The organism is Polynucleobacter sp. UK-Kesae-W10, assembly GCF_018881575.1.
GTDB lineage: Bacteria > Pseudomonadota > Gammaproteobacteria > Burkholderiales > Burkholderiaceae > Polynucleobacter.
Genome location: NZ_JACVQB010000002.1, coordinates 254,801 through 275,218, shown reverse-complemented (window position 1 = coordinate 275,218; position 20,418 = coordinate 254,801). Strand labels below are relative to the sequence as shown.

Genomic DNA, 20,418 nt, shown 5'->3' with positions numbered 1-20,418 from the left:
TGTTTATTGTTGTCGTAAGGAAATCTTACGCCATGAACGTCTTACCAAACCTGCTTCTTGCCATCAATCCAGGTTTCTTTAACCTGAATACTCCGAATTTCATCAACAGGAGTCTTTTTAGGGTTTGCCGACAATACTACTAAGTCAGCTTGCTTGCCCACTTCAAGACTGCCAACCTTATCGTCAGAAAACATTTCATAAGCAGGATTAATCGTCACTGCACGAATCGCATCATCTACAGTGACGCGCTCATCAGGACCCAATACCTTACGAGGTGCTTTTTGCCATAAACGTCCTGCACCTTCAGAGATGTAATTTAATGGGCCAACATTCGATACAGGGGAATCGCTATGGTAAGCAAAGCGTGCGCCCTCTTTTTTGAATGAGGCAGATGGATCAATTCGGTCCGCACGCTCTGGGCCGACGATGTGATTATGGAAAGCTTCACCCCAATAATCGACATGCCCAATAGTGAAGCCAGGAATAACGCCCAGCTTAGCCGCGCGCTTCACTTGATCCGGGGTATTAATGGTGAAATGCTCTATGCGTAAACGGCGTGATTTAGGATCTGGATTGCCTTCTAATAATTTGGCGTAATTATTAAGGGTTTGCTCAACAGTGCGATCACCATTGGCATGGATGGCCAACTGCCAGCCTTGGTCATAGATCGGCTTAATTTGCTTGTAGATTTCTTCATCTTGGTAATCTAGATTACCTCGGAATGTACTGCCCTTAGGGTATGTATATGGCTCATTTAAAGCTGCGGTGATACCTTGTGTGGAACCATCTGATACAAATTTCACGCCAACAAAACGCAAACGATCATCCCCTTGATTCGGCTTGATCGTATTCTTGCCGTTTGCTAAGAGAGGACCATAAAGATAGGCTCTAACCCGAATTGGAAAGTCTTCACTATGAGTAACTGCATTGAATAACTTCAACTCATTATCAAGACCCAGCATAAGTCCCAGAGTAATTTCAGCAGAAGTCGTAACGCCTTTTGAGGCAATATACTTCGCTGTTTTTTGCATGGCTCCTGCGAGCTCAGCGTCAGTTGGTGGCGGCATATTTTTTACGATCGACAGAATTGCCGATGCTTCAACCACTACGCCAGTCAGTCGCCCTTGGGCATCTTTCATGTAAATACCACCCTCACCTGGATTGGGTGTCTTATCGGTGATTCCCGCGATCTCCAATGCCTTATGGTTCACATAGGCAATATGACCAGACTGATTCATCACCAGAATAGGCACTTCTGTAGAGACCTTATCCAAGATATCTGCATTCAGCTCGGCCATAAATGGCACAGTGCGCGACGGATCAACACCAAATGCCGCCAACCATTGCCCTTTTGGCAAGGTCTTCAGTGCAGTTTTCAGTTTTTGACTTAGGCTATCTAAGGTGTCGTACTGTGTTGTGAAGTTTGACAGATTGAGCCACAAGACCTCAGTCATTGCAGTCATCAAAATATGAATATGTGGCTCCACAAAACCCGGCATCAGTGTTTGGCCATTGAGGTCAATCACCTTGGTAGCGTCACCCTTCCATTCTTTAGTCACAGCTTCTTTTTTTCCAACCGCGACGATTTTGCCATTCTGGACCGCAAGCGCCTGCACTTCTTCATTTTTGGCGTTGACTGTCAAAATCGGGCCGCCATAAAAAATGGTGTCTGCCGCTTGAGCCGCAAAAGCCGATTGATGGATCGCTATTAAACCCGCTGAAATCAGTGCAGCCTGAATAAACCGTTTCATAGATGAAGCCCTATTGTGAAAACGAAGTGGAAAGCCAAAGCTTAGCCTAAATGGAATGCTCTACCTATTCTGTAAAGCCCTAAAGAAAAACCACCCGAAGGTGGTTTAGGTATTACTTGGCGGAAGGGGCGGGATTCGAACCCGCGGTAGGCTATTAACCTACGCACGCTTTCCAGGCGTGTGACTTAAACCGCTCATCCACCCTTCCGGAACCGATGATTATACGATTGCCGAAAGGGCTTTACCCCAAATCCTGATAAAGACGGCTTATAAGGACTCTTTGAGCTGATCCAAGATATGTGGATTTTCCAAGGTGGAGGTGTCTTGAGTGACTTCCTCGCCCTTAGCAATCACACGCAAGAGACGACGCATGATCTTGCCAGAACGGGTTTTAGGCAAGTTATCGCCAAAACGAACATCTTTTGGTTTAGCGATTGGGCCAATCTCTTTACCAACCCAGTTGCGCAACTCTGTTGCAACCTTTTTAGCCTCTTCACCGGTTGGACGACCGCCTTTGAGAACCACGAATACGCAAATAGCCTCGCCAGTGAGCTCGTCTGGACGACCCACCACAGCTGCCTCAGCAACCAATGGATTAGCAACCAAGCAAGACTCGATTTCCATCGTGCCCATGCGGTGACCAGAAACGTTCAGGACGTCATCGATACGACCAGTAATAGTGAAATAGCCAGTGTCCTTATTGCGGATCGCGCCGTCACCAGCCAGATAGAGAGTGCCTCCCAATTCTTCTGGGAAATAAGACTTCACGAAGCGGTCTGGATCATTCCAAATCGTACGAATCATGGATGGCCATGGACGCTTCACAACCAAAATACCGCCTTGGCCATTGGGTACATCCACGCCTGCCTCATCCACAATCGCCGCCTGAATACCAGGCAATGGCAAGGTGCATGAACCTGGAATCATCGGAGTTGCACCTGGCAATGGGGAGATCATATGACCACCCGTTTCGGTTTGCCAGAAGGTGTCTGCGATTGGGCATTTGGAATTTCCAACATGTTCGTAGTACCACATCCACGCTTCTGGATTGATTGGCTCGCCTACTGAACCCAAGAGACGCAGTGAGGACAAGTCATAGCTCTTTGGATGCACTGCTTCGTCATTGCTAGATGCTTTGATCAAAGAACGAATCGCGGTTGGTGCTGTGTAGAAGATAGATGCTTTGTGTTTCTGAATCATGTCCCAGAAACGACCGGCATTTGGATAAGTTGGTACGCCTTCAAATACGATCTCAGTAGCGCCCACTGCGAGCGGGCCATAAGTAATGTAAGAGTGGCCAGTGACCCAACCAATGTCGGCAGTACACCAGAACACATCGTTTGGCTTAATGTCAAAAGTCCACTTCATTGTGAGAATGGCCCACAAGAGGTAGCCACCAGTAGAGTGCTGCACACCCTTTGGCTTACCAGTAGAACCCGAGGTATAGAGAATAAAGAGTGGGTGCTCTGCGCTGACCCACTCTGGCTCGCAAGTAGTTGACTCGTTCGCTACGATCTCTTGCATCCAGACATCGCGACCTGCCTGCATCGCAACATCTGTACCAGTACGCTTGCTGACGATGACATGCTTTACCTTAGGGCACTCGCCGGTAGAAAGTGCTTCATCGCAAATGGCTTTGAGTGGCAATGCTTTGCCGCCACGGAACTGACCATCAGCAGTAATCACTGCTACTGCACCAACGTCCATGATGCGATCGCGCAATGCTTGAGCAGAGAATCCACCAAACACCACAGAGTGAATTGCACCAATACGAGCACAGGCTTGCATTGCAACAATGCCTTCGATAGTCATGGCCATGTAAATGATGACGCTATCACCAGACTTAACGCCCATCTTGCGCAACGCATTTGCCATCTTGCAAACACGCTCGAGCATTTCTTTATAGGTAACTTTGGTTACTGTGCCATCATCTGCTTCAAAGATGATGGCAGTCTTGTCACCCAAGCCAGCTTCAACCTGACGATCTAAACAGTTATAAGAGGCATTGGTTGTGCCATCTTCAAACCACTTGTAGAAAGGTGCTTTGGACTCATCCAATACCTTGGTAAATGGCTTCTTCCAATAGATGTTTTCTTTAGCAAGACGACCCCAGAAACCGTCATAATCTTTTTCTGCTTCGGCACATAGCTTTTTATAGGCATCCATGCCTGGAATAGCGGCACCCTTAACAAAGTCTGCAGGTGGGTTAAAAACGCGATTTTCTTGCATTAACGGTTCCATGCTTCACAGCCCTCTATCTAATAATCAGTAGTCTTTTTGCGAAAATGCCGCAAAATGATGGGGTTCACCCACCAAGAGATATGAAGATAAGTGAAAACACCGGGGATTTGCTCTATGGCAAACCCTTAAAATAGGGGAAACCTTACTAATTATGTGGAAATTAACCAATAACCATGACACAAATTAAACAAAACGACCTCATTCAAAGCGTTGCAGACGCCTTCCAATTCATCTCCTACTACCACCCCAAGGACTTTATCGATGCCATGGGTAAGGCCTATTCCTTGGAAAAAGGCGAAGCTGCTAAGGATGCGATTGCTCAGATTTTGACCAATAGCCGTATGTGCGCCGAAGGTCATCGCCCGCTTTGCCAAGATACCGGTATTGCCGTGGTGTTTCTCAAGATTGGTATGAATGTGCAGTGGGCAGATGCCACGATGAGCGTTACTGAGATGGTGAACGAAGGCGTGCGTCGCGCTTACCTCAACCCAGAAAATATGCTTCGTGCTTCTGTATTAACTGATCCTGCGGGAAAGCGTAAAAATACTGGCGATAACACCCCTGCTGTTGTTCATTATGAAATTGTTCCTGGCGATGATGTTGAAGTCATTTGCGCCGCCAAAGGTGGTGGCTCAGAGAACAAGGCCAAGATGGTCATGCTCAACCCCTCAGACTCTATCGTCGATTGGGTTTTGAAAACCGTTCCTACGATGGGCGCTGGCTGGTGCCCTCCTGGCATCTTGGGCATCGGCATTGGTGGTACACCAGAAAAAGCCATGCTGATGGCTAAAGAGGCTTTGATGGGCCCAGTAGATATTCAAGAACTTATTGAGCGTGGCCCAAAGAATCGTGTTGAAGAGTTGCGTCTCGAGCTCTACGATAAAGTAAACAAACTGGGCATTGGTGCTCAGGGCTTAGGTGGCTTGGCTACTGTATTGGATATCAAGATCCTCGATTACCCAACCCACGCCGCGTCATTACCTGTAGCGATGATTCCAAACTGTGCGGCGACCCGCCACGTGCACTTCCATCTCCACGGTGATGGTCCTGCGAAATTAGAAGCGCCTTCTTTGTCTGATTGGCCAGATGTCACCTGGACACCAGATGTTCAAAAATCTAAGCGCATTAATTTAGATACATTGACTGCTGAAGAAGTCGCCAGCTGGAAGCCAGGCCAGACTTTATTATTGAATGGCAAGATTTTGACCGGTCGCGATGCAGCTCACAAGCGCATTCAAGACATGTTGGCCAAAGGCGAAGAATTACCAGTGAGCTTCAAAAATCGAGTGATCTACTATGTTGGCCCAGTAGATCCAGTGCGCGATGAAGTGGTTGGTCCAGCAGGTCCCACAACCTCTACCCGCATGGATAAGTTCACTGAAATGATGTTGGCTAACACAGGTTTGATTTCTATGATCGGCAAAGCCGAGCGTGGCCCAGTAGCCATTGAAGCCATTAAGAAACATAAGTCTGCTTACCTCATGGCTGTTGGTGGTGCTGCGTACTTAGTATCTAAAGCAATTCAGCACTCTAAAGTGGTTGGCTTTGCAGATCTTGGCATGGAAGCAATTTATGAGTTTGATGTTAAAGACATGCCAGTTACAGTAGCAGTGAACTCAGAAGGTATCTCCATGCATGAGACTGGCCCTAAAGAGTGGCAGGCAAAAATTGGCAATATTCCAGTCAAGATTGCCTAATCGATCACATTGGCACTGAATTGTCCCTAATTGGCGTCTTTGATTCTGGCGTAGGAGGTTTATCCATCTTGGATGAAGCTCTACGCCAGCTTCCACAGCACGACTATATCTATCTAGCCGATTCCGCAAACGCCCCTTACGGCGAAAAGTCGAGTGACTGGATTGCGCAGCGCAGCCTAAGCCTATGTACTTATCTAGCGAATGCTGGTTGCGATGCCATTGTTGTAGCCTGCAACACCGCTACCGCCCAGGCTATTGCGCAAATACGCGCCAGCCTGGATGTGCCCGTCATTGGGGTTGAGCCGGGGATCAAGCCCGCCTCGATGCAGACACAAAATGGCATTGTGGGCGTGCTCGCCACAGAGGCCACCCTTAAAAGCGATAAATTCAACGCTTTATTGGCCACCCTGCCAAGCGATTGCCGCTTCATCAAACAAGCGGGCGCAGGCCTTGTCCCGCTGATTGAGGCCGGCAAAGCTGACAGCGAAGAAACATTGGATTTATTGGCCAGTCATTTAGAGCCGATTCAGGATGCCGGCGCCGACACCATTGTTTTGGGTTGTACCCACTACCCTTTCCTTAGAAAAGCCATTCGCAAATTGTTAGGCGATAGCATTGCCCTGATCGACACAAGCGAAGCCGTTGTGAAGCAATTGAAACGCCAGCTTGAATCACTTTACCCCCAAGAGGTAAACACTGATCGCTCAAACGGCACAGTGCAATTGATCAGCAGTAAGGATGAAACAGTTTTATTGGCGATGGCTCAAGATTTGATGCGCAGCGATTTGGATGCTCATGCTATTCAAGCCGTTCTTTTAGGCAAGGTGTCATGAGCACTTTCCTAAAACGCTTAGACACACATCTGCCGTTTAATAAAACGGAACGCATCATCATTGGTATCGTGCTGTTATTACATGCATTACCCGCCCTAGAATTTTTGCATTGGACCGCAAAGCCGCCGCAAATGGACGATGCACGGGTAATGGCCAATTTAGTGAGTCCAGAAGCGGCTAATAAGAGCCAGCAAGCGCCAGCTGCCCCGCCCCCAAAACCCAAAGAAGAGCCGAAGAAGAAAACAGTAGAGGAAAAGTCCTCACAAAAGCCGGTTCCTAAGCAAAATCAAGAAAATACCAGCCAGCAAAGCCAACAAAGCAAGAGTGAAGCGCAAACCCAAAATGCAGCGGTTGCGCCCTCTACTAGCGGTGGGGCTAGCGGCACCCCGATTCAAACAGACATTGGTAAACTCGTAGTGCTCTATCAGCCAGATGCGGATGCCTACTACCCTTCGTTTTCTAAGAGGTCGGGGGAACAAGGAACAGCGGTTGTGCGGCTAATCATTTCTGAATCTGGCGATGTTGAAGATGTGGCACTTTTGCAATCGAGCAGCTTCCCAAGACTCGATCGCGCAGCGTTCGAAATTGGTAAACGGTATCGCTTTAAACCTTTTACGGTAAATGGTTCACCCCAAAGAATTTCCACTAATCTTTTAATTAAATTTAATCTGAAGAATTAATCACTATGAACACACCCTTTGGAATAGCAAATCTTTGGCTTGAAGGCGATGCCATTACCCGCTTTGTGGCGCTGGCTCTATTGACCTGCTCTATCGTGACTTGGGTGATTTTGCTCAGCCGCTTTTGGGAACTGCGCAATCTGCGTAAGCTCAAACCCGAGCTCGACAACTTCTGGCGCGCGACTTCCTATGAGCAAGGATTGCAGGCATTTAGCAATCACCAGCTCAATCCTTATTTTCAAATTGCTAAATCGGCTAGCTCCGCCTCCGTGCATCACCAAAGCCAATCCAATAATCACCGCGAATTACTGCAGACTTTGAATTATTCGGAATGGATGGCGCGCAGTATCAAAAACGGTATTGATAGTGTGGCTGCTAGCTTGCAAAAAGGCTTAACCTTCTTAGGCTCTACCGGTGCAGTGGCCCCCTTTATCGGTCTTTTTGGTACGGTGTGGGGCATCTACCATGCTTTGATTTCGATCAGCAGCTCCGGAAGTGCGCAGATTGATCAGGTTGCCGGCCCGATTGGTGAGGCCTTGATCATGACAGCCCTTGGCCTTGCGGTGGCGATTCCAGCGGTGCTCGGATTTAACGCCATTAACCGTGCGAACAAACTACTGGTAGCCGAACTTAATCGTTTTGGTAATGACTTGCTTGCCTACTTTGTAACTGGTGCACGTGTGAAGTCTGGAGAATAAGCATGTCTTTTCATATGCAAGATGATCAGAATGAAGACGCCATCATGGCGGAAATCAATATGACGCCGATGGTTGACGTGATGCTGGTGCTCTTGATTATTTTCATCATCACCCTGCCTGTCATTCAGCAAGCAGTAAAGGTCGAGCTGCCTAAAGCGAATAGCGTTCGCAATGAAGTGAAGCCTGAATCAGTTCAGCTCTCGATCGACGCTAAAGGGCAGATTTTTTGGAACAGCACCCCGATCGATCTCAAAACCTTTGACGGCTATGCTGAAAAAGCTGCTCAAAAAGACCCACAACCAGAAATTAACTTGCGTGCGGACAAGTCGGTTCAATATGAATACGTGGCTCAAGTCTTGGCTGCATCACGTCGCGCTGGCCTCACTAAACTGGGCTTTGTTACCGAACCCAATTAGCAATTACCGATGCTGGGCTCAGCGCCCAGAAACAGGTCGACAGAGTTCTTCGCTGACCCGAGTACCGTTCCCAAGGGTGGCACCCAAGATACCGCCGTTAATCGTCTCAACCTTCTTCATCACGCCAGTATTGCGGCTCAAGGTCATTTGCGTCATCACCGTACCAGCAGAATAGGGAGCGCCCTGCACCACTTCTGGATCAAAACGCGCTTCGATCGTCATCAATATTGCTCCTGGAGCAACCACAATGCTTTTGACGGTTTGCGTGCCATTGCTATCGGACTGATCAAGATCCCGATCATCTAAAAAGATTTTGGCTTTCTGAGTTGCGCTTGCAGGCAGCACTTTCATCTCATACTCTTCGACATAATCTTTTTCGGTGCGCTTGCACTCAAATAACAATGCGTCGGCACCGAAGGCAGTCATGGGATAGGCAACAAGCAGTAGTACATACAGAAATAGACAGCGCATCAATCCAAACTCACTAATCAAATTTAGACAAGTTTCCAGTAATGCTATTGAAGTGATCGCCAAGGCCCGGCTTGCCACCACCCTCCTCGTCTTCATGTTCGGGCTCATCATCCTCTGGCGTTTTAAACCACTTGAAGATCACCAGAGAAATAGACAGCAAGGTCATGATCAGGCCAAAGACGCCTTTGATCTGATCAATCATTTGATTGGTAATCAATGGCTGTTGGCTTGCAATGAACTTGCTAGTGCCTTCAGAAATTGGGAAGCCAGATGGGTTCAGCATCTTGTCTTGTGAGAGTGGCACGCCAAAGCGCGAGCTCACTTGGGGGCTATATAAAACATAGAGCAAGCGCGAGATAGCGCGTGGACTGACATCTTTATTAGCGAGTAAATTTAAATTGACCCCAACCACCCGAATATCGGTCTCTGGTACGGCTGGCGCAATCCGATACATATAAGCCAAGATTTTGGCATCAGATACCCAACCCATACGCATGGCAAGCGAAGGTGGAAATGGCATTTCCAGCAAATGGTAGTTCCGCTTTTGGACTAAGAAGTCCACAGTAGCGGATGGCGCATAAGATACTTGGACAATAACATCTGGCAACTTCTCTGTCTTCATTGTCAAAAGCTCTTCGTCCGAGTAGTTCTTTTCTACGTAATCAACCTCAGGAACCAAGCCCGAGAAGCGCAAGATTTGATTCGAAACAATACTCGTGCCGCCGTTTTTCTCACCCACATTCACGGTCTTGCCACGAATATCCCGAATAGACTTCACATCAGGCCTGACTAAATACTGAATCAGCTCGGGAGCAAGTGAAGCCACCTGGGTAACATCTGCATAACCTGTTGGCGCAATACCGCCCTGCACAAAGGCTAAATCTAAACGGCCATCATTGAGCTCATTGAGTGACTGAAAAGAGCCTGTAGTAGGGATAATATTGAGGGTAATGTTGTGATGGGCCGCCTCATCCTGCAAGACCTTCGTGAGGTAATGTGTCTTGGTGAGCATGCCACCACCGCTAATACTCAGGGTGTAATGCTGAGGATAGAGATCGTACGCAAATTTGCCTGCCAAGCCGAGTAATAAACCAATCACCACCAGGGCCAAGCCCTTACGAATGTGGTGCTTGCTTCTGAGCCAATCTAATGCGGCAAATAAGTGCTTTTCTATTTCGTTTTCTATACCAGCCATGAAGCTAAACCTCTATTTAGAAACCTGAGTTAAGCCATGCTTAACGAAAATATCTTGAGCAGGTGCGCTCAAGCTATAGCGAACAAAATCCTTAGCCACATCATTGGCGGTATTCTTGCTCACCAAAAACATATCTCTCGCTAAGGGGTACATTTTGAGCAAGAGCGTCTTATCACTAATTTCAATGCCATTAATAGCAACTGCTTTTAATTGATCGGTCAAATTACGCATAGTGAGATAGCCAATGCCATGCGGATCACCCAAAACTGCATTGGCAAGGTGCACGGCACTATCACACACCGTTAGTTTTCGATCAAAAGCTGCGCCGCGCATGACGACATCTTCGACAAAGCCTCTTGTAGTGGAACCTTCCGCCCTGCCATACAAATGAATGCGTTTATTGGGGCCACCCAATTCACTCCAATTGGTGATATTACCTTCAAAAATTTCACTCAATTTCTCTAATGTAATGTTTTGAACGCCTAATTCTGGGTGCACCACAATAGCTACGCCTTCGATGCCAATCAAATGAGAGCGCAGTTCTAAGTTGAACTCATCAAAATTGAGATCCCTAGACATCATGGCAACATCAATGCCGCCGTTTTGTAGGGCCACTAGACCCGCATAAGAACCTCCACCCTGAATGGCTACTCTGGCATTGGGAAACTTTTCAATAAACGGACCAATGAGCAATGCAATGAATCGCGAAACCGATAAGGAACCAGAAATCATCAGCTCTTTTTGAATCTTTGGAAATAACAGCGGGTAAGCCATCCAACCACCAGCACCAACGCAGACTGTAGCAAGTGATGCTATTCCAATGTTGCGGAGTAATTGACGACGATCCATCTTAATCTCCGTTTACGGGTACTAAGCCCGCATTTTTGATGAGCGCTTGGCCTTTGCTCGCATCCAAGCAGTACGCCAGGTAACTCTTAACCTCTGCGCTTGGTGAAGGTCTTGTGAGCAACTGTAAGGGGTTGCGCACAGGGTAACTTTCGCTCTTAATATTTTGGTAGGTAGGCAAATATCCATTAATGGCTATTGCTTTGACGGTGGCATTTTTTAAGAAAGTAGCATTTACATAGCCGATGGCATTTTTATCGGCGCTAATCAAGCGAAATAGTTCTTGATGGCCGCTCACCACCGTCGCTTGCAAGGTAATGTAATCCTTGCCAGCAACCTGCCTCTTCCAGGGATCATAAGTGCCTAGCTGTGGGTTATGACTCACCACATTAATCAGGCCGGAATACTTCCCTACCTGCGACCAGGCAGTCACCTTGCCGGTAAAAATATCGTGCAATTGATCCAAACTCAAATCAGCAATGGGGTTTGCTGGATTCACAATCGCCGCTATGCCGTCTACTGCGATGGTGACCGCTTCATAGGCATATTTATTTTTCTCTGCCCAAACGTCGATTTCTGGCGAGCATTGTCCGGAAGCCATACCGATATCACAGCTACCATCTAATACAGACTTATATCCGACCGAGGTGCCGCCGCCGACCAATGGCAAACGAACATCCGGATGCTCATCCATATATTGCGAGCCAATACTTTGCATGATGCGCAGCACGGTAGATGAGCCCCGCAACTGAATATATTGCACGTTATCGCTAGGTGCTGGCGCTTGAGGCATCGAGCTATGCTCCTAGGTTTGGCAATATATGCAGGATTGCTTCAGGCTTGACTTGGCTCTCGCCCACGAATAATCCTTCTAGGGCAATCACCAAAGTGAGCAGGAGTGCCACGCCGATCGTGACACCGCCCACGTAGGCAACCATTTTGGGCAGCGGATTTTGGAGCCACCCAAAGACAATCAGCAAGGTAACCGATACTGTCAGCGCCTCCCAAAGGTAAGCTGGTAACTGAAGCCTTGCAGCCGATAGCCGCGCCTCTCGCACGTCTGAGAGTTGATTGAGTGTAGTCACAATCTCTGCACGAGCCATTTGCTGCACGGGATTTCTGGGATCCAGTAGACGAATGCCTTGTGTCAAATCCGTTAGCACGTTAGATGCCTCTTCGCTGCGTTGACCCTTAGCCATTAGTGGCCATTCATCATTCACGATCGCATTAGCATAATCTTTAAGATCGCCCTGCAACTCAGTAGCCTGGGCACCGCCAAAGGCGGCCAGCGAGCGGTTGAGTTTAAGCATTAATGCTGCTTCCCTAGATACTAAGTCTTCTACATTGCGATGATCGCCCTGTACGCGCACTAAAGAAAAAGCAATCAGCAAAAGCGTAATCGAGGTAAATAATTTGAAACCCTCTTCCGCGCCCTTTGCTAAATGCTCATCTGGATTGAGCTTATATTTCCAGCGAATGTAAAAAGGAATCGCTGTTGAAAATAGCAAACCAAAAAACATAATGCTCAGACCAATTGCTTCATTTGGCAATGAGTGAAAAAAGTTAATCATGTATTTACATTCCTATTGCCAAGCGGCATCTTTCAATTCAATTTGCAATGATTAGTGAACAATAAATAAATTCAGTGTTGACATCAGATTTACCGACTCTAAGCTTTCGTGATAATTCTCTGTATTACGGGAACGGCCTACGTTTGCAACCCCTGAATTACGTATCGATGGTACATCATCATAGGACTGGGAAAGGCTATCCCCGCCCCGTAAAACAGTAGGTACCGCAACCTCAACCGGAGCACCAGGTAAAGGAGGTAAGCCAGTTGCCGTTAGCTGGTTTTGCGCCAGCGGCATATTGACTGCCCCAGAATTCGCCAGGGCATTCAGGCGGTTACTGTACTTACCTTCTCTTGGCGGTGCTGCCTTGGCGGTATTGGTGCCAGGTTTAGCAACGCCCTCTTTAGCCCCCTCTTTAGCAGCTTCTTTGGTGGCAACCTTCTCTGCTGCTCGGAAGCCATTGGCATACTTACCAGCGTATTTTGCTGCTGTTCCAGTGCCCGATTTCTTGGCATCTGTTTTATCAGCCTCTTTCAAAGCAGCCAATTTCCTAGCATCGTATTTACCGACTCGCTCAGACTTGCCGTTACCATCTTTGCTACTTGAAGATTTGCCATCAGCAGAAGATGAAGCGCTAGAACTACTGTTTGAGCTTGAACTGCCGGCACCAGGCGGAGCTGCGGGAGGAGCGGATGCAGTAGCAGGAGCCGATGCGGCAGCAGGAGGAGAACTTGGTGGTGCAGCTGGTGGCGCAGCTGGAGCGGCCGCACCCAAGCTGACCGTGCCATCTGGAGCAACTACGGTCATCGTGGCACGAGGAGGTGGCATGACTTGACCGGGCGGCGGAGCAGCGCCTTCACTACCAACACTAGGCGGTGGAGCGACAACTACCATTACTGGAGGGGCAGCTGGCGGCGGAGGTGGGGCAACAACGGGCACAACGACAGGTGGTGGAATAAAGACTGGGACTAAAACCACTGGTTGAGGGGTTAGGACCAAATCTCCAGACGCATAGCTAATGGCATAGTTTTGACTAGTTAGACCACTAGGCACAATCGCATAAGTACCGGCGGTGCTTGCCCCTTGAGATGAACCAGAATACGTCAAGGTACCAGAAAGAACGGATGGGGTATCGCCATTTTGCAAACCAATATACGCAACCCCATTACCACCTGAGAATACCGCGCCTGCTTCACGCTTCGCACTAATTGCCTTAACAATTAATGGCGCTTTGGCAATCACGAAGTTTGCATCAGAAATGATTGGCGTGTTGTAGTTCACCAATGATGAACCCGTCACAGCCAAGTGCGATGAATAAGTCCCCGCATTTGATTCAGATACCGTACCAGTAATAGTAGCGTTATTGGCATCTGTTGCTGATAAGAATGTAGTGGTGTAAGTACTGGTATACGTTGCGCCAGTGTAGGTATTGCCTAGCAAGCTTGGTGTCGCAGTAATACGAAGATTGGCCTTAGCTACTGTATTGCTTGTTGGAGCGTAACTAAATAGATAGTTATTCGCATTTCCGGTAGATAAAACAGCAGCGCCCGGAGTACTCACGAATGTGCCGGCCTGAGCAATACCGCTAGCTAAAGCGCCGCTAATAGTAACCGTCTGGTTCAGGGCGCCAATAGCATCACCTCCAACCAATGGTGCGCTGAGACTATATCCAGCAGAAGCTACTAAAGCTGCATAAGAAGTGTTCGCATCGTAGGTTGCCGAGACAACATTGTTGGTAATCGTGATTGGTTTAGGAGCTAAGGCCACTAAATTGGTTCCGCCAAGATTGCTCGAACCACTCGGGATTCCGGAATAGACGGCACCGTTTTGTATACCAGCGTTACCTACTTCGTTTGCGTTATAGATCATGTAGTTGCTTGCAACAAATCCGCCAGTACCGCTAAGACTGGTCACATAGTTTCCAGGGCCTACTAGATTAGAGCTTGCTGACACACTAGTAATAGACTGCCCCGATACCAAGCCAGAGGTAGTAATTGTGCTGTTGCTTGGCGTAAATACATTACCGCCGTTATAAGTGGCATTCACCTGAATTCCCAATGGTGCAGGTGTAATAGTCCAGCTTTTACCGTTACCTGCGAGCAAGCTGTAGGAAGAATTGGAGATATTCAGTCCAGAAAGGTAGCGAACAACATATGACCCAACTGAAGAGCTAGCATCAGGAACAGTGCCGCCCCACACCACACTACCTGAAACTAGATTAGACAATGCTGGTGACACAATGCTTGTGCCGTCCGCAGAGTTATAAATTCCGTATGTGAAAGTCGGCGTTTGTCCGTATACACTACTACCCGGCACAAGCAATACATATAAATAGGTTGGAGCCACCTTGAGAGGGCTATAAATCATCAAGGAAGGCAATCCTGAGTTTATGGAACCAGAATAAGTCCAGGTATTGGCAAAATCAAAACTCGGAAATGAAGATCGGGTACCGAAGAGGACTGCGGTAAGACCGGTTGCGCCTGTAGTCGAGGCATTGCTAATATTTTGGCCAATTGCATTTGGCTCAAGATCGGTATTCCAATAGGTATTGGTAAAAATAGGCTGCCCTTCAGAGGCCCAACCCGATCCGGGCGTTGCATTGATATAACCAATAATGCCGCCTATGTTTGCAGCAGTAGGATTATTAATATTGACCGAAGAATAGACGTTGTTGTATTTGTAAGGATTGACACTGGCCGTTGAATTGAAATAACCCAAAATACCACCGCTATACCAGTTTGTACCCGTTGTGATATTGCCTACCGCATAACTATTAGCAATAGTTCCGCATAAGTTTGTATTTGCAGTGCAGTTAGCATTGCTACCCTCTCCAACCAAACCACCAACCGCTGCTGCTCTTGCGCCAGTGTGGTTACCAAGATTGATGGTTGTGCTGGAATAGCTATTGCTAATTTGTGAGGCGCCTGCACCCCACCACTCACCTACTAAACCGCCGACAAACATTCCAGCACCGGCAAAATTGTCTACTGTAATGGTGCCAGAGCTAAAGCTATTGGATAGAGGGTTTTGTACTAACCTACCCAGAAGGCCGCCAACATAGACGATGGCTGATGTCGCATTTCCAGGAATAGTGACATTGATAGTTCCTGTGAATGCATTATCTTTTAGCTGAGGCTTGAGAGCCTGATTTGTATCGGCTGCTAAACCGCCAATAAAAACATAGCTTGTAGGATTGTTGGTTGGCTCATACACCACTGAAGCTGAAGAATAATTTCCAACAAGGCCAACCGTTGACCAAGAGCCCACATAACCCACAAAAGAACCTATGCCCACTGTGGTATTCGTTCTCGTCTTAATCATGCCGCCATCTAAACCAAGATTCGAAATTTGTCCATTAGGGCCCAACTGTGTCACTAGTCCGATATATTGGCCAGCAGTTGCGTTAATGGTCAGATGGATAATGCGATTACCCAATCCCTGTATATAACCATCGCTAGTATTCCCAAAAATGCCGCTGGTGGCAGCACTACCAATTGGGGTGAAACCCGTACCGCTATTCCAGCTCGCGGTGGCATTAGCATCGATGTCATTCCCAATTGCGTAATAACCTGCGGAAGAGCTAGTGTTAATGCCTTGCAATGTCGTACCGCTGGTGTCGCCCTGGACACCCAAGGTATTAATGATGGTGTAGAGATGGTTGTAGAACGATGATGAACCTTGCTGAATAGATAAGGTTGAGCCGGAATCCATGCCAACACTACCTTTGACTAAGAAAGCGCTGCAAACTGGGTTAAGCGATGCAGTGCATCCATTGGAATACTGTCTACCATAGATCACATTCATCGTTCCCGCAGTGGATGAGAGATGCGAGTTGATATAGATATTGGCGTAGGCGCTCAAAGTTAATGTTGTTCCAGCACCCCAATTAATGCCAGAGTTGATAGTGATGTCACCACTAGTACTCTGCAGCAACATATTGCCCAATAGATTATTAATGGTCGCATTAACATTAATATTGCCGCCATAGACAGTGACTGCTCCAAATGGACTGACGTCCTGCGAAATATTGACATCATTGGTGTTGTTTGCAGCACCAATGGTGAGCGTATTAATACCCCGTACGACCAACATATTTGCTGCGCCAATAAAACTGTTGGCATCTGCCGTAAAGGTATTAATTCCGCCACTAGATACAGAATTTGTTCCAGACCAGTTAAAGGCAGTGCCAGACCAACCATTGCTCGTATAAGGAGCAATGGTCAGGCCTGCGGTGGTGTTAACTGTTAAAACACCATTCCATACATAAGCACCTACACTTCTTGAGTCGACATTGATCGTGACGCTACCCGAGGAATTAGTAACCGGCGTATAAGTATCCGAACCAATTGTGTAACTGGAGCAAGGGTAACTGCTGCCAGAGCAGGCACCCAAAAATGCTGTTGTACCTTGCATCACAAAAGTTGTTGCATTGAGTCGAACGGGTCCCCCGCTTGAAAGAATGGCGATATCACTTAAATAAAGACCAACTCCTGAGGTAGCATTAATTCCCGTGACGCTCACGCCACCACCGAGGCCAGTACCCTGAATCAACACACCTGGAGTATTTGAATCGGCAAGATGCACAGCCCAAAAACCCTCATACCCATAGCCAACCTCGGAGGTGCCGCTAATTTGAATAGCATTAGGCGATGTTGAGGCTGATGTAATGACAATATTGCTGTAAGCAGAGCCATAACCAAGCTCAATACCATGGCCACTGTGCGCTTTGCCTGAGATGGAAATATTGCCAGTGCCAGAATCAATCAAGAATGAGGACTGACTAGAAAACCCTGGCAATCCATCGCTGGTTGCTTTGGTCTCTGCGCCCGCGATCACAACATTTCCACCGGCTGATTTCAGAATGATCGGGTCAGAGCGGCCTGCGTAGGGTCCCAACAAAACCCCAGAACCAACTCCTACTAGTCCAGCAGCACTTGAAACCGTGGTTTGAGTTCCCGTAAATGCATAGCCAGTTGGATACTGATTTCCATTGGCAGTAGTTGTGCCAACCGGGGATGATGCTCCACCAGCAAGATAAATGGCGCCGCCATGGGTAAGCATTTGAGTGCCTGAATCCACATAGATGAAGTTGGCGCTTGTCGCACTAGTACTAGATACATTTCCGGAGTTAGACCAGAAAATGACATCTCCACCATTCGTTTGGAAGGTGTTAGCGCCATTAGTAGAAATATATCCACTCGCTTTAAGAGTGATTGAAGAGCCTACCCCAGTCAGCGTAATTCCAGCATTTACCTGAATGTTGCCGGAGCTCGCAACAATGGTTAAGGAGTTAGTCCCGAGAATCGGTCCATTAATAGTGATATCCCCAGAACTATCCGTTATGGTGACTGCAGCAATATTCAGCGCAGCATTGAGAGTCGAGTTGGAGATTGTTGTTAAACCTACAGAACCTATATAGGTATTAGTGGCAGAAGAACCATTGACGTTTTGGGCGCCTGTAATAGTCAGCAAATATGGGTCTAACAACCACATACCCCCTCTACCAGCATTAATTGAGGCTAGAAGATTCAGGGTCTGTCCTGAGGTCTCGATAAATCCACCATTTTTATTAGTCGCATTGGAGTCAGTTTGAGCAGCGCTAATGCTGGTGTATTGATCTAGGGAGGTTAATAAAGCAAAAGGCAATGTGCCGTGGTCCGCATCATTGCCTATCTTGATCGTGCCACCTTGGGTATTGCCGTTTGCATTGATCGCGGTATTTTGGAAGGTGACGTAATTACTTGCAGATGCACCAATGCTTCCGCCACGGCCATTACTGCCGTTGGTTTGGATTGTGGAGTTTTGGATGATGAGGTCACCACTGGCTGTGGTGATAGTGATGGCGCCGCCATCAGTAGTGCCATTGGATTGCAGTAATGCTTGGTCGAAATGCTGGTCGTTTGCTGCACTAATGGCTAGCGTACCTCCCCTGCCATTGCCGCCATTTGCCTGAATAGCAGCACCGCTCCAAGTAGAGTCATTGGCAGCAACTGTAATCTGGCCACCCTCTTCTGCGCTAGCCTCCAGTACAGCACCGTTTTGCAAGAAGATGGTATTGGCATCGAGCTTGATTGATCCCGCCACCCCTTGAGGTGCGTTAGCCGATAAACGTCCCGAGACATAAATGGCCTGGGCTAATAATTGGATGACATTACCAAGCGAACCTGGATTGGTGTTGCTCAGGTAGTTACTTGTTTGGATCGTGCCAGCGCTGTATATCGTTTGGGCCTGAACGGTTACTTTAGAGGCAGCGATGGTAGTGCCAACATTGAGATAGGCGATCGAAGAGCTGATGATGACATCTAAGTTCTGACCACTAATATTTGCATTGAGGTTAAAGATACCGGCAGAACTAAGGGTCAGGGTTGTGTAATTTGTTCCGGCTTTAAGAATATCTGCCCCACTAGCAATGGTCAGGCTAGCAGTGCCGTTTTGCGTACATGCACCAATGGGGCATGCGATCGTACTATTCGTCACCGCAATAGTGACATTGCTATTAGCCAACACTTGGGAAATCAGGTTCGCTGCTGCCCGATCAATCGTCAGATCAATGGGGTCTAGAAGCCAAGTGCCTGATTTACCGCTTTGATTATTGGCGCTGGTATTGATGCTCATGGTTGGGGCGATGCTGACTTGGCCTTTAGAGCTGGTTTCAATAAAGCCACCATTACCCGATAGTGCGCCACCCATCGATTGGAGGATGCCGGCAATCGTCGTTTGCACTTGAGACCAAATGGCAATCGTTCCGCCATTACCCGTTTTGGTGGCTGATGCGTCGATTACGGCGTTTTGTTCTACGGTAACTGTTTTGGCCATTTGATTGCTTTGGGCTGCTTGGCTTGAATTGGCGGCAATGATAGCTGGCGTTGGTGGGGTCACGGCATTCACTTGACTACCGCCACTCACCTTCGTAGTTGCCAAGCCGATATTTACCTGACCACCACCAGTTGCACCGGTAGCAGTGGTTTTCGAGCTTTGGGCTACGGTGATGTCGTTGCCCGCGATGTTGATCTGACCACCTTGAGCAGTTTGGCTATTGGCCACTGCCTTGCCCGCTTGGGTCACAGTGTTGGCAACTAACTCGATTACACCGCCGTTGTTCACCATTGAAGACGCTGAGATCTTGCCAGTGTTTTTGATTACGGTTGCCATCAGCTGATTAGCCGAACCTGCGGCAATAACCACCAAACCACCGTTGACTTCAACGACACGCTTGTTTTCGATTAAAGCCTGGTAAGCAGCTTTATCCACTTTTAGGGAAATAAGGGAGTTGCCCTTAAAGTCCAGCGTGATTTGCTCGCCAGAACCTAGCGCAACAGTGCCGGCACCTTTTTTGGCAATCAGATACCCATCATTGCGCACTTCTGGTGCCAATAAGGCAATGTAGCCACCATCGACATTGGTTTTAATCTTACCTTCGTTAATCACCGTGCCAGCGCCATTGCCTTGATAAGTAGATTTACCTTCCATGAAATCTTTATCAGCAATGTTCATGGTGGTGGCTACGACACCCGCAGCATTGACGGTTGCTCCCTTGGTAAAGGTCACCCCGTTTTCATTAACGAACACTACTTGACCATTAGCTCTGACAGCCCCCTCAATCACCGAAGCATTGCCACCGGTCACGCGATTTAAGGTCACCGCACTGGCATTGGGCTGATTAAAGTTCACCGTGGCATTTTTACCGACGTTAAAGTTATCCCAATTGATCACGGCGCGCTGTGAAGTTTGATTCACATTCATCGTTGCTGTACTAGCGGTTTGCGATTGAGAGATGGTGGCGCTACCGGAAACCACTTGGCCGTTGGTCGGCAAAGTCTTGGGGGCTAGTGTTGCAGCAGCGGCATTCAGTGCACTGGATGAGCAAACCAGAAAAATGGAAAAGGCAAAGGCCTTCTTCGCCCCTAAAGAAAAAGAATCAAAGCGTTTAACAAGAAGATGATGGGGCAACACCCCCGGGGAATTACTCAAGCCGTATTGATCTAGTAGATTAGTACTAGATTTTACGAGGAATTCCCT

Annotated in this window: 13 protein-coding genes and 1 tRNA gene; 5 read left to right on the top strand and 9 right to left on the bottom strand. The window is 47.8% G+C overall.

The annotated features are described in order from the left end of the window. Positions 1–41: 41 nt before the first annotated feature. From ICN24_RS07680 to acs, 3 genes are all read right to left on the bottom strand, one after another. Positions 42–1,751: an amidohydrolase gene (locus ICN24_RS07680; protein WP_216222671.1), complete on the bottom strand. Its 1,710-nt coding sequence runs from the start codon at positions 1,749–1,751 to the stop codon at positions 42–44. Between the two features lie 117 nt (positions 1,752–1,868). Then, positions 1,869–1,959: transfer RNA gene (locus tag ICN24_RS07675), tRNA-Ser, on the bottom strand. 59 nt (positions 1,960–2,018) lie between these two features. Beyond that, positions 2,019–3,992, bottom strand: coding sequence for an acetate--CoA ligase (acs, locus tag ICN24_RS07670; RefSeq protein WP_216222669.1), 1,974 nt, complete (start codon positions 3,990–3,992; stop codon positions 2,019–2,021). A 173-nt stretch (positions 3,993–4,165) separates the two neighbouring features. On the opposite strand from acs, the gene ICN24_RS07665 reads away from it, so the two are divergent. Genes ICN24_RS07665 through ICN24_RS07645 form a run of 5 tightly spaced genes read left to right on the top strand, consistent with a single transcriptional unit; the run spans position 4,166 to position 8,316 of the window. Next, on the top strand, positions 4,166–5,689 hold the full coding sequence (locus ICN24_RS07665; protein WP_216222668.1) for a fumarate hydratase: 1,524 nt from the start codon (positions 4,166–4,168) through the stop codon (positions 5,687–5,689). After that, the gene (gene murI, locus ICN24_RS07660) at positions 5,647–6,522 is read left to right on the top strand and encodes a glutamate racemase (RefSeq protein WP_370623117.1); all 876 of its coding nucleotides are present in this window, start codon (positions 5,647–5,649) and stop codon (positions 6,520–6,522) included. Before ICN24_RS07665 ends, murI begins: the two co-directional genes overlap by 43 nt. Beyond that, entirely contained in the window at positions 6,519–7,202 is a 684-nt protein-coding gene (locus tag ICN24_RS07655; protein ID WP_216222665.1) for an energy transducer TonB, read from the top strand. Before murI ends, ICN24_RS07655 begins: the two co-directional genes overlap by 4 nt. A gap of 5 nt (positions 7,203–7,207) precedes the next feature. Beyond that, positions 7,208–7,900: a MotA/TolQ/ExbB proton channel family protein gene (locus tag ICN24_RS07650; protein WP_216222661.1), complete on the top strand. Its 693-nt coding sequence runs from the start codon at positions 7,208–7,210 to the stop codon at positions 7,898–7,900. A gap of 2 nt (positions 7,901–7,902) precedes the next feature. After that, positions 7,903–8,316 carry a biopolymer transporter ExbD gene (locus tag ICN24_RS07645; protein WP_216222659.1) on the top strand — a complete coding sequence of 138 codons (414 nt, stop codon included), beginning with the start codon at positions 7,903–7,905 and terminating at the stop codon, positions 8,314–8,316. Positions 8,317–8,334: 18 nt separating this feature from the next. Here the strand turns inward: ICN24_RS07645 and ICN24_RS07640 are convergent, their stop codons facing one another. Genes ICN24_RS07640 through ICN24_RS07615 form a run of 6 tightly spaced genes read right to left on the bottom strand, consistent with a single transcriptional unit; the run spans position 8,335 to position 20,370 of the window. Further along, positions 8,335–8,787, bottom strand: coding sequence for a hypothetical protein (locus ICN24_RS07640; protein WP_255532612.1), 453 nt, complete (start codon positions 8,785–8,787; stop codon positions 8,335–8,337). A gap of 13 nt (positions 8,788–8,800) precedes the next feature. Continuing rightward, positions 8,801–9,982 (bottom strand): TAXI family TRAP transporter solute-binding subunit, encoded by a 1,182-nt coding sequence (locus ICN24_RS07635; protein WP_216222657.1) that lies wholly within the window; start codon positions 9,980–9,982, stop codon positions 8,801–8,803. Between the two features lie 12 nt (positions 9,983–9,994). Beyond that, entirely contained in the window at positions 9,995–10,831 is an 837-nt protein-coding gene (locus ICN24_RS07630; RefSeq protein ID WP_216222655.1) for a phosphate ABC transporter substrate-binding protein, read from the bottom strand. Position 10,832: 1 nt separating this feature from the next. Beyond that, positions 10,833–11,621, bottom strand: coding sequence for a phosphate ABC transporter substrate-binding protein (locus ICN24_RS07625; protein ID WP_216222654.1), 789 nt, complete (start codon positions 11,619–11,621; stop codon positions 10,833–10,835). Between the two features lie 4 nt (positions 11,622–11,625). Further along, positions 11,626–12,399, bottom strand: a complete 774-nt coding sequence (locus ICN24_RS07620; RefSeq protein WP_216222652.1) for a DUF4239 domain-containing protein — start codon at positions 12,397–12,399, stop codon at positions 11,626–11,628. Positions 12,400–12,450: 51 nt separating this feature from the next. Further along, the gene (locus tag ICN24_RS07615) at positions 12,451–20,370 is read right to left on the bottom strand and encodes a filamentous hemagglutinin N-terminal domain-containing protein (RefSeq protein ID WP_216222648.1); all 7,920 of its coding nucleotides are present in this window, start codon (positions 20,368–20,370) and stop codon (positions 12,451–12,453) included. Between the last annotated feature and the right edge of the window lie 48 nt (positions 20,371–20,418).

Bases quoted from the DNA above. Each gene is read 5' to 3' on its own strand.
- ICN24_RS07680 (WP_216222671.1), bottom strand. From the start codon at position 1,751: ATGAAACGGTTTATTCAGGCTGCACTGATTTCAGCGGGTTTAATAGCG.
- acs (WP_216222669.1), bottom strand. From the start codon at position 3,992: ATGGAACCGTTAATGCAAGAAAATCGCGTTTTTAACCCACCTGCAGAC.
- ICN24_RS07665 (WP_216222668.1), top strand. From the start codon at position 4,166: ATGACACAAATTAAACAAAACGACCTCATTCAAAGCGTTGCAGACGCC.
- ICN24_RS07655 (WP_216222665.1), top strand. From the start codon at position 6,519: ATGAGCACTTTCCTAAAACGCTTAGACACACATCTGCCGTTTAATAAA.
- ICN24_RS07650 (WP_216222661.1), top strand. From the start codon at position 7,208: ATGAACACACCCTTTGGAATAGCAAATCTTTGGCTTGAAGGCGATGCC.
- ICN24_RS07645 (WP_216222659.1), top strand. From the start codon at position 7,903: ATGTCTTTTCATATGCAAGATGATCAGAATGAAGACGCCATCATGGCG.
- ICN24_RS07640 (WP_255532612.1), bottom strand. From the start codon at position 8,787: ATGCGCTGTCTATTTCTGTATGTACTACTGCTTGTTGCCTATCCCATG.
- ICN24_RS07635 (WP_216222657.1), bottom strand. From the start codon at position 9,982: ATGGCTGGTATAGAAAACGAAATAGAAAAGCACTTATTTGCCGCATTA.
- ICN24_RS07630 (WP_216222655.1), bottom strand. From the start codon at position 10,831: ATGGATCGTCGTCAATTACTCCGCAACATTGGAATAGCATCACTTGCT.
- ICN24_RS07625 (WP_216222654.1), bottom strand. From the start codon at position 11,621: ATGCCTCAAGCGCCAGCACCTAGCGATAACGTGCAATATATTCAGTTG.
- ICN24_RS07620 (WP_216222652.1), bottom strand. From the start codon at position 12,399: ATGATTAACTTTTTTCACTCATTGCCAAATGAAGCAATTGGTCTGAGC.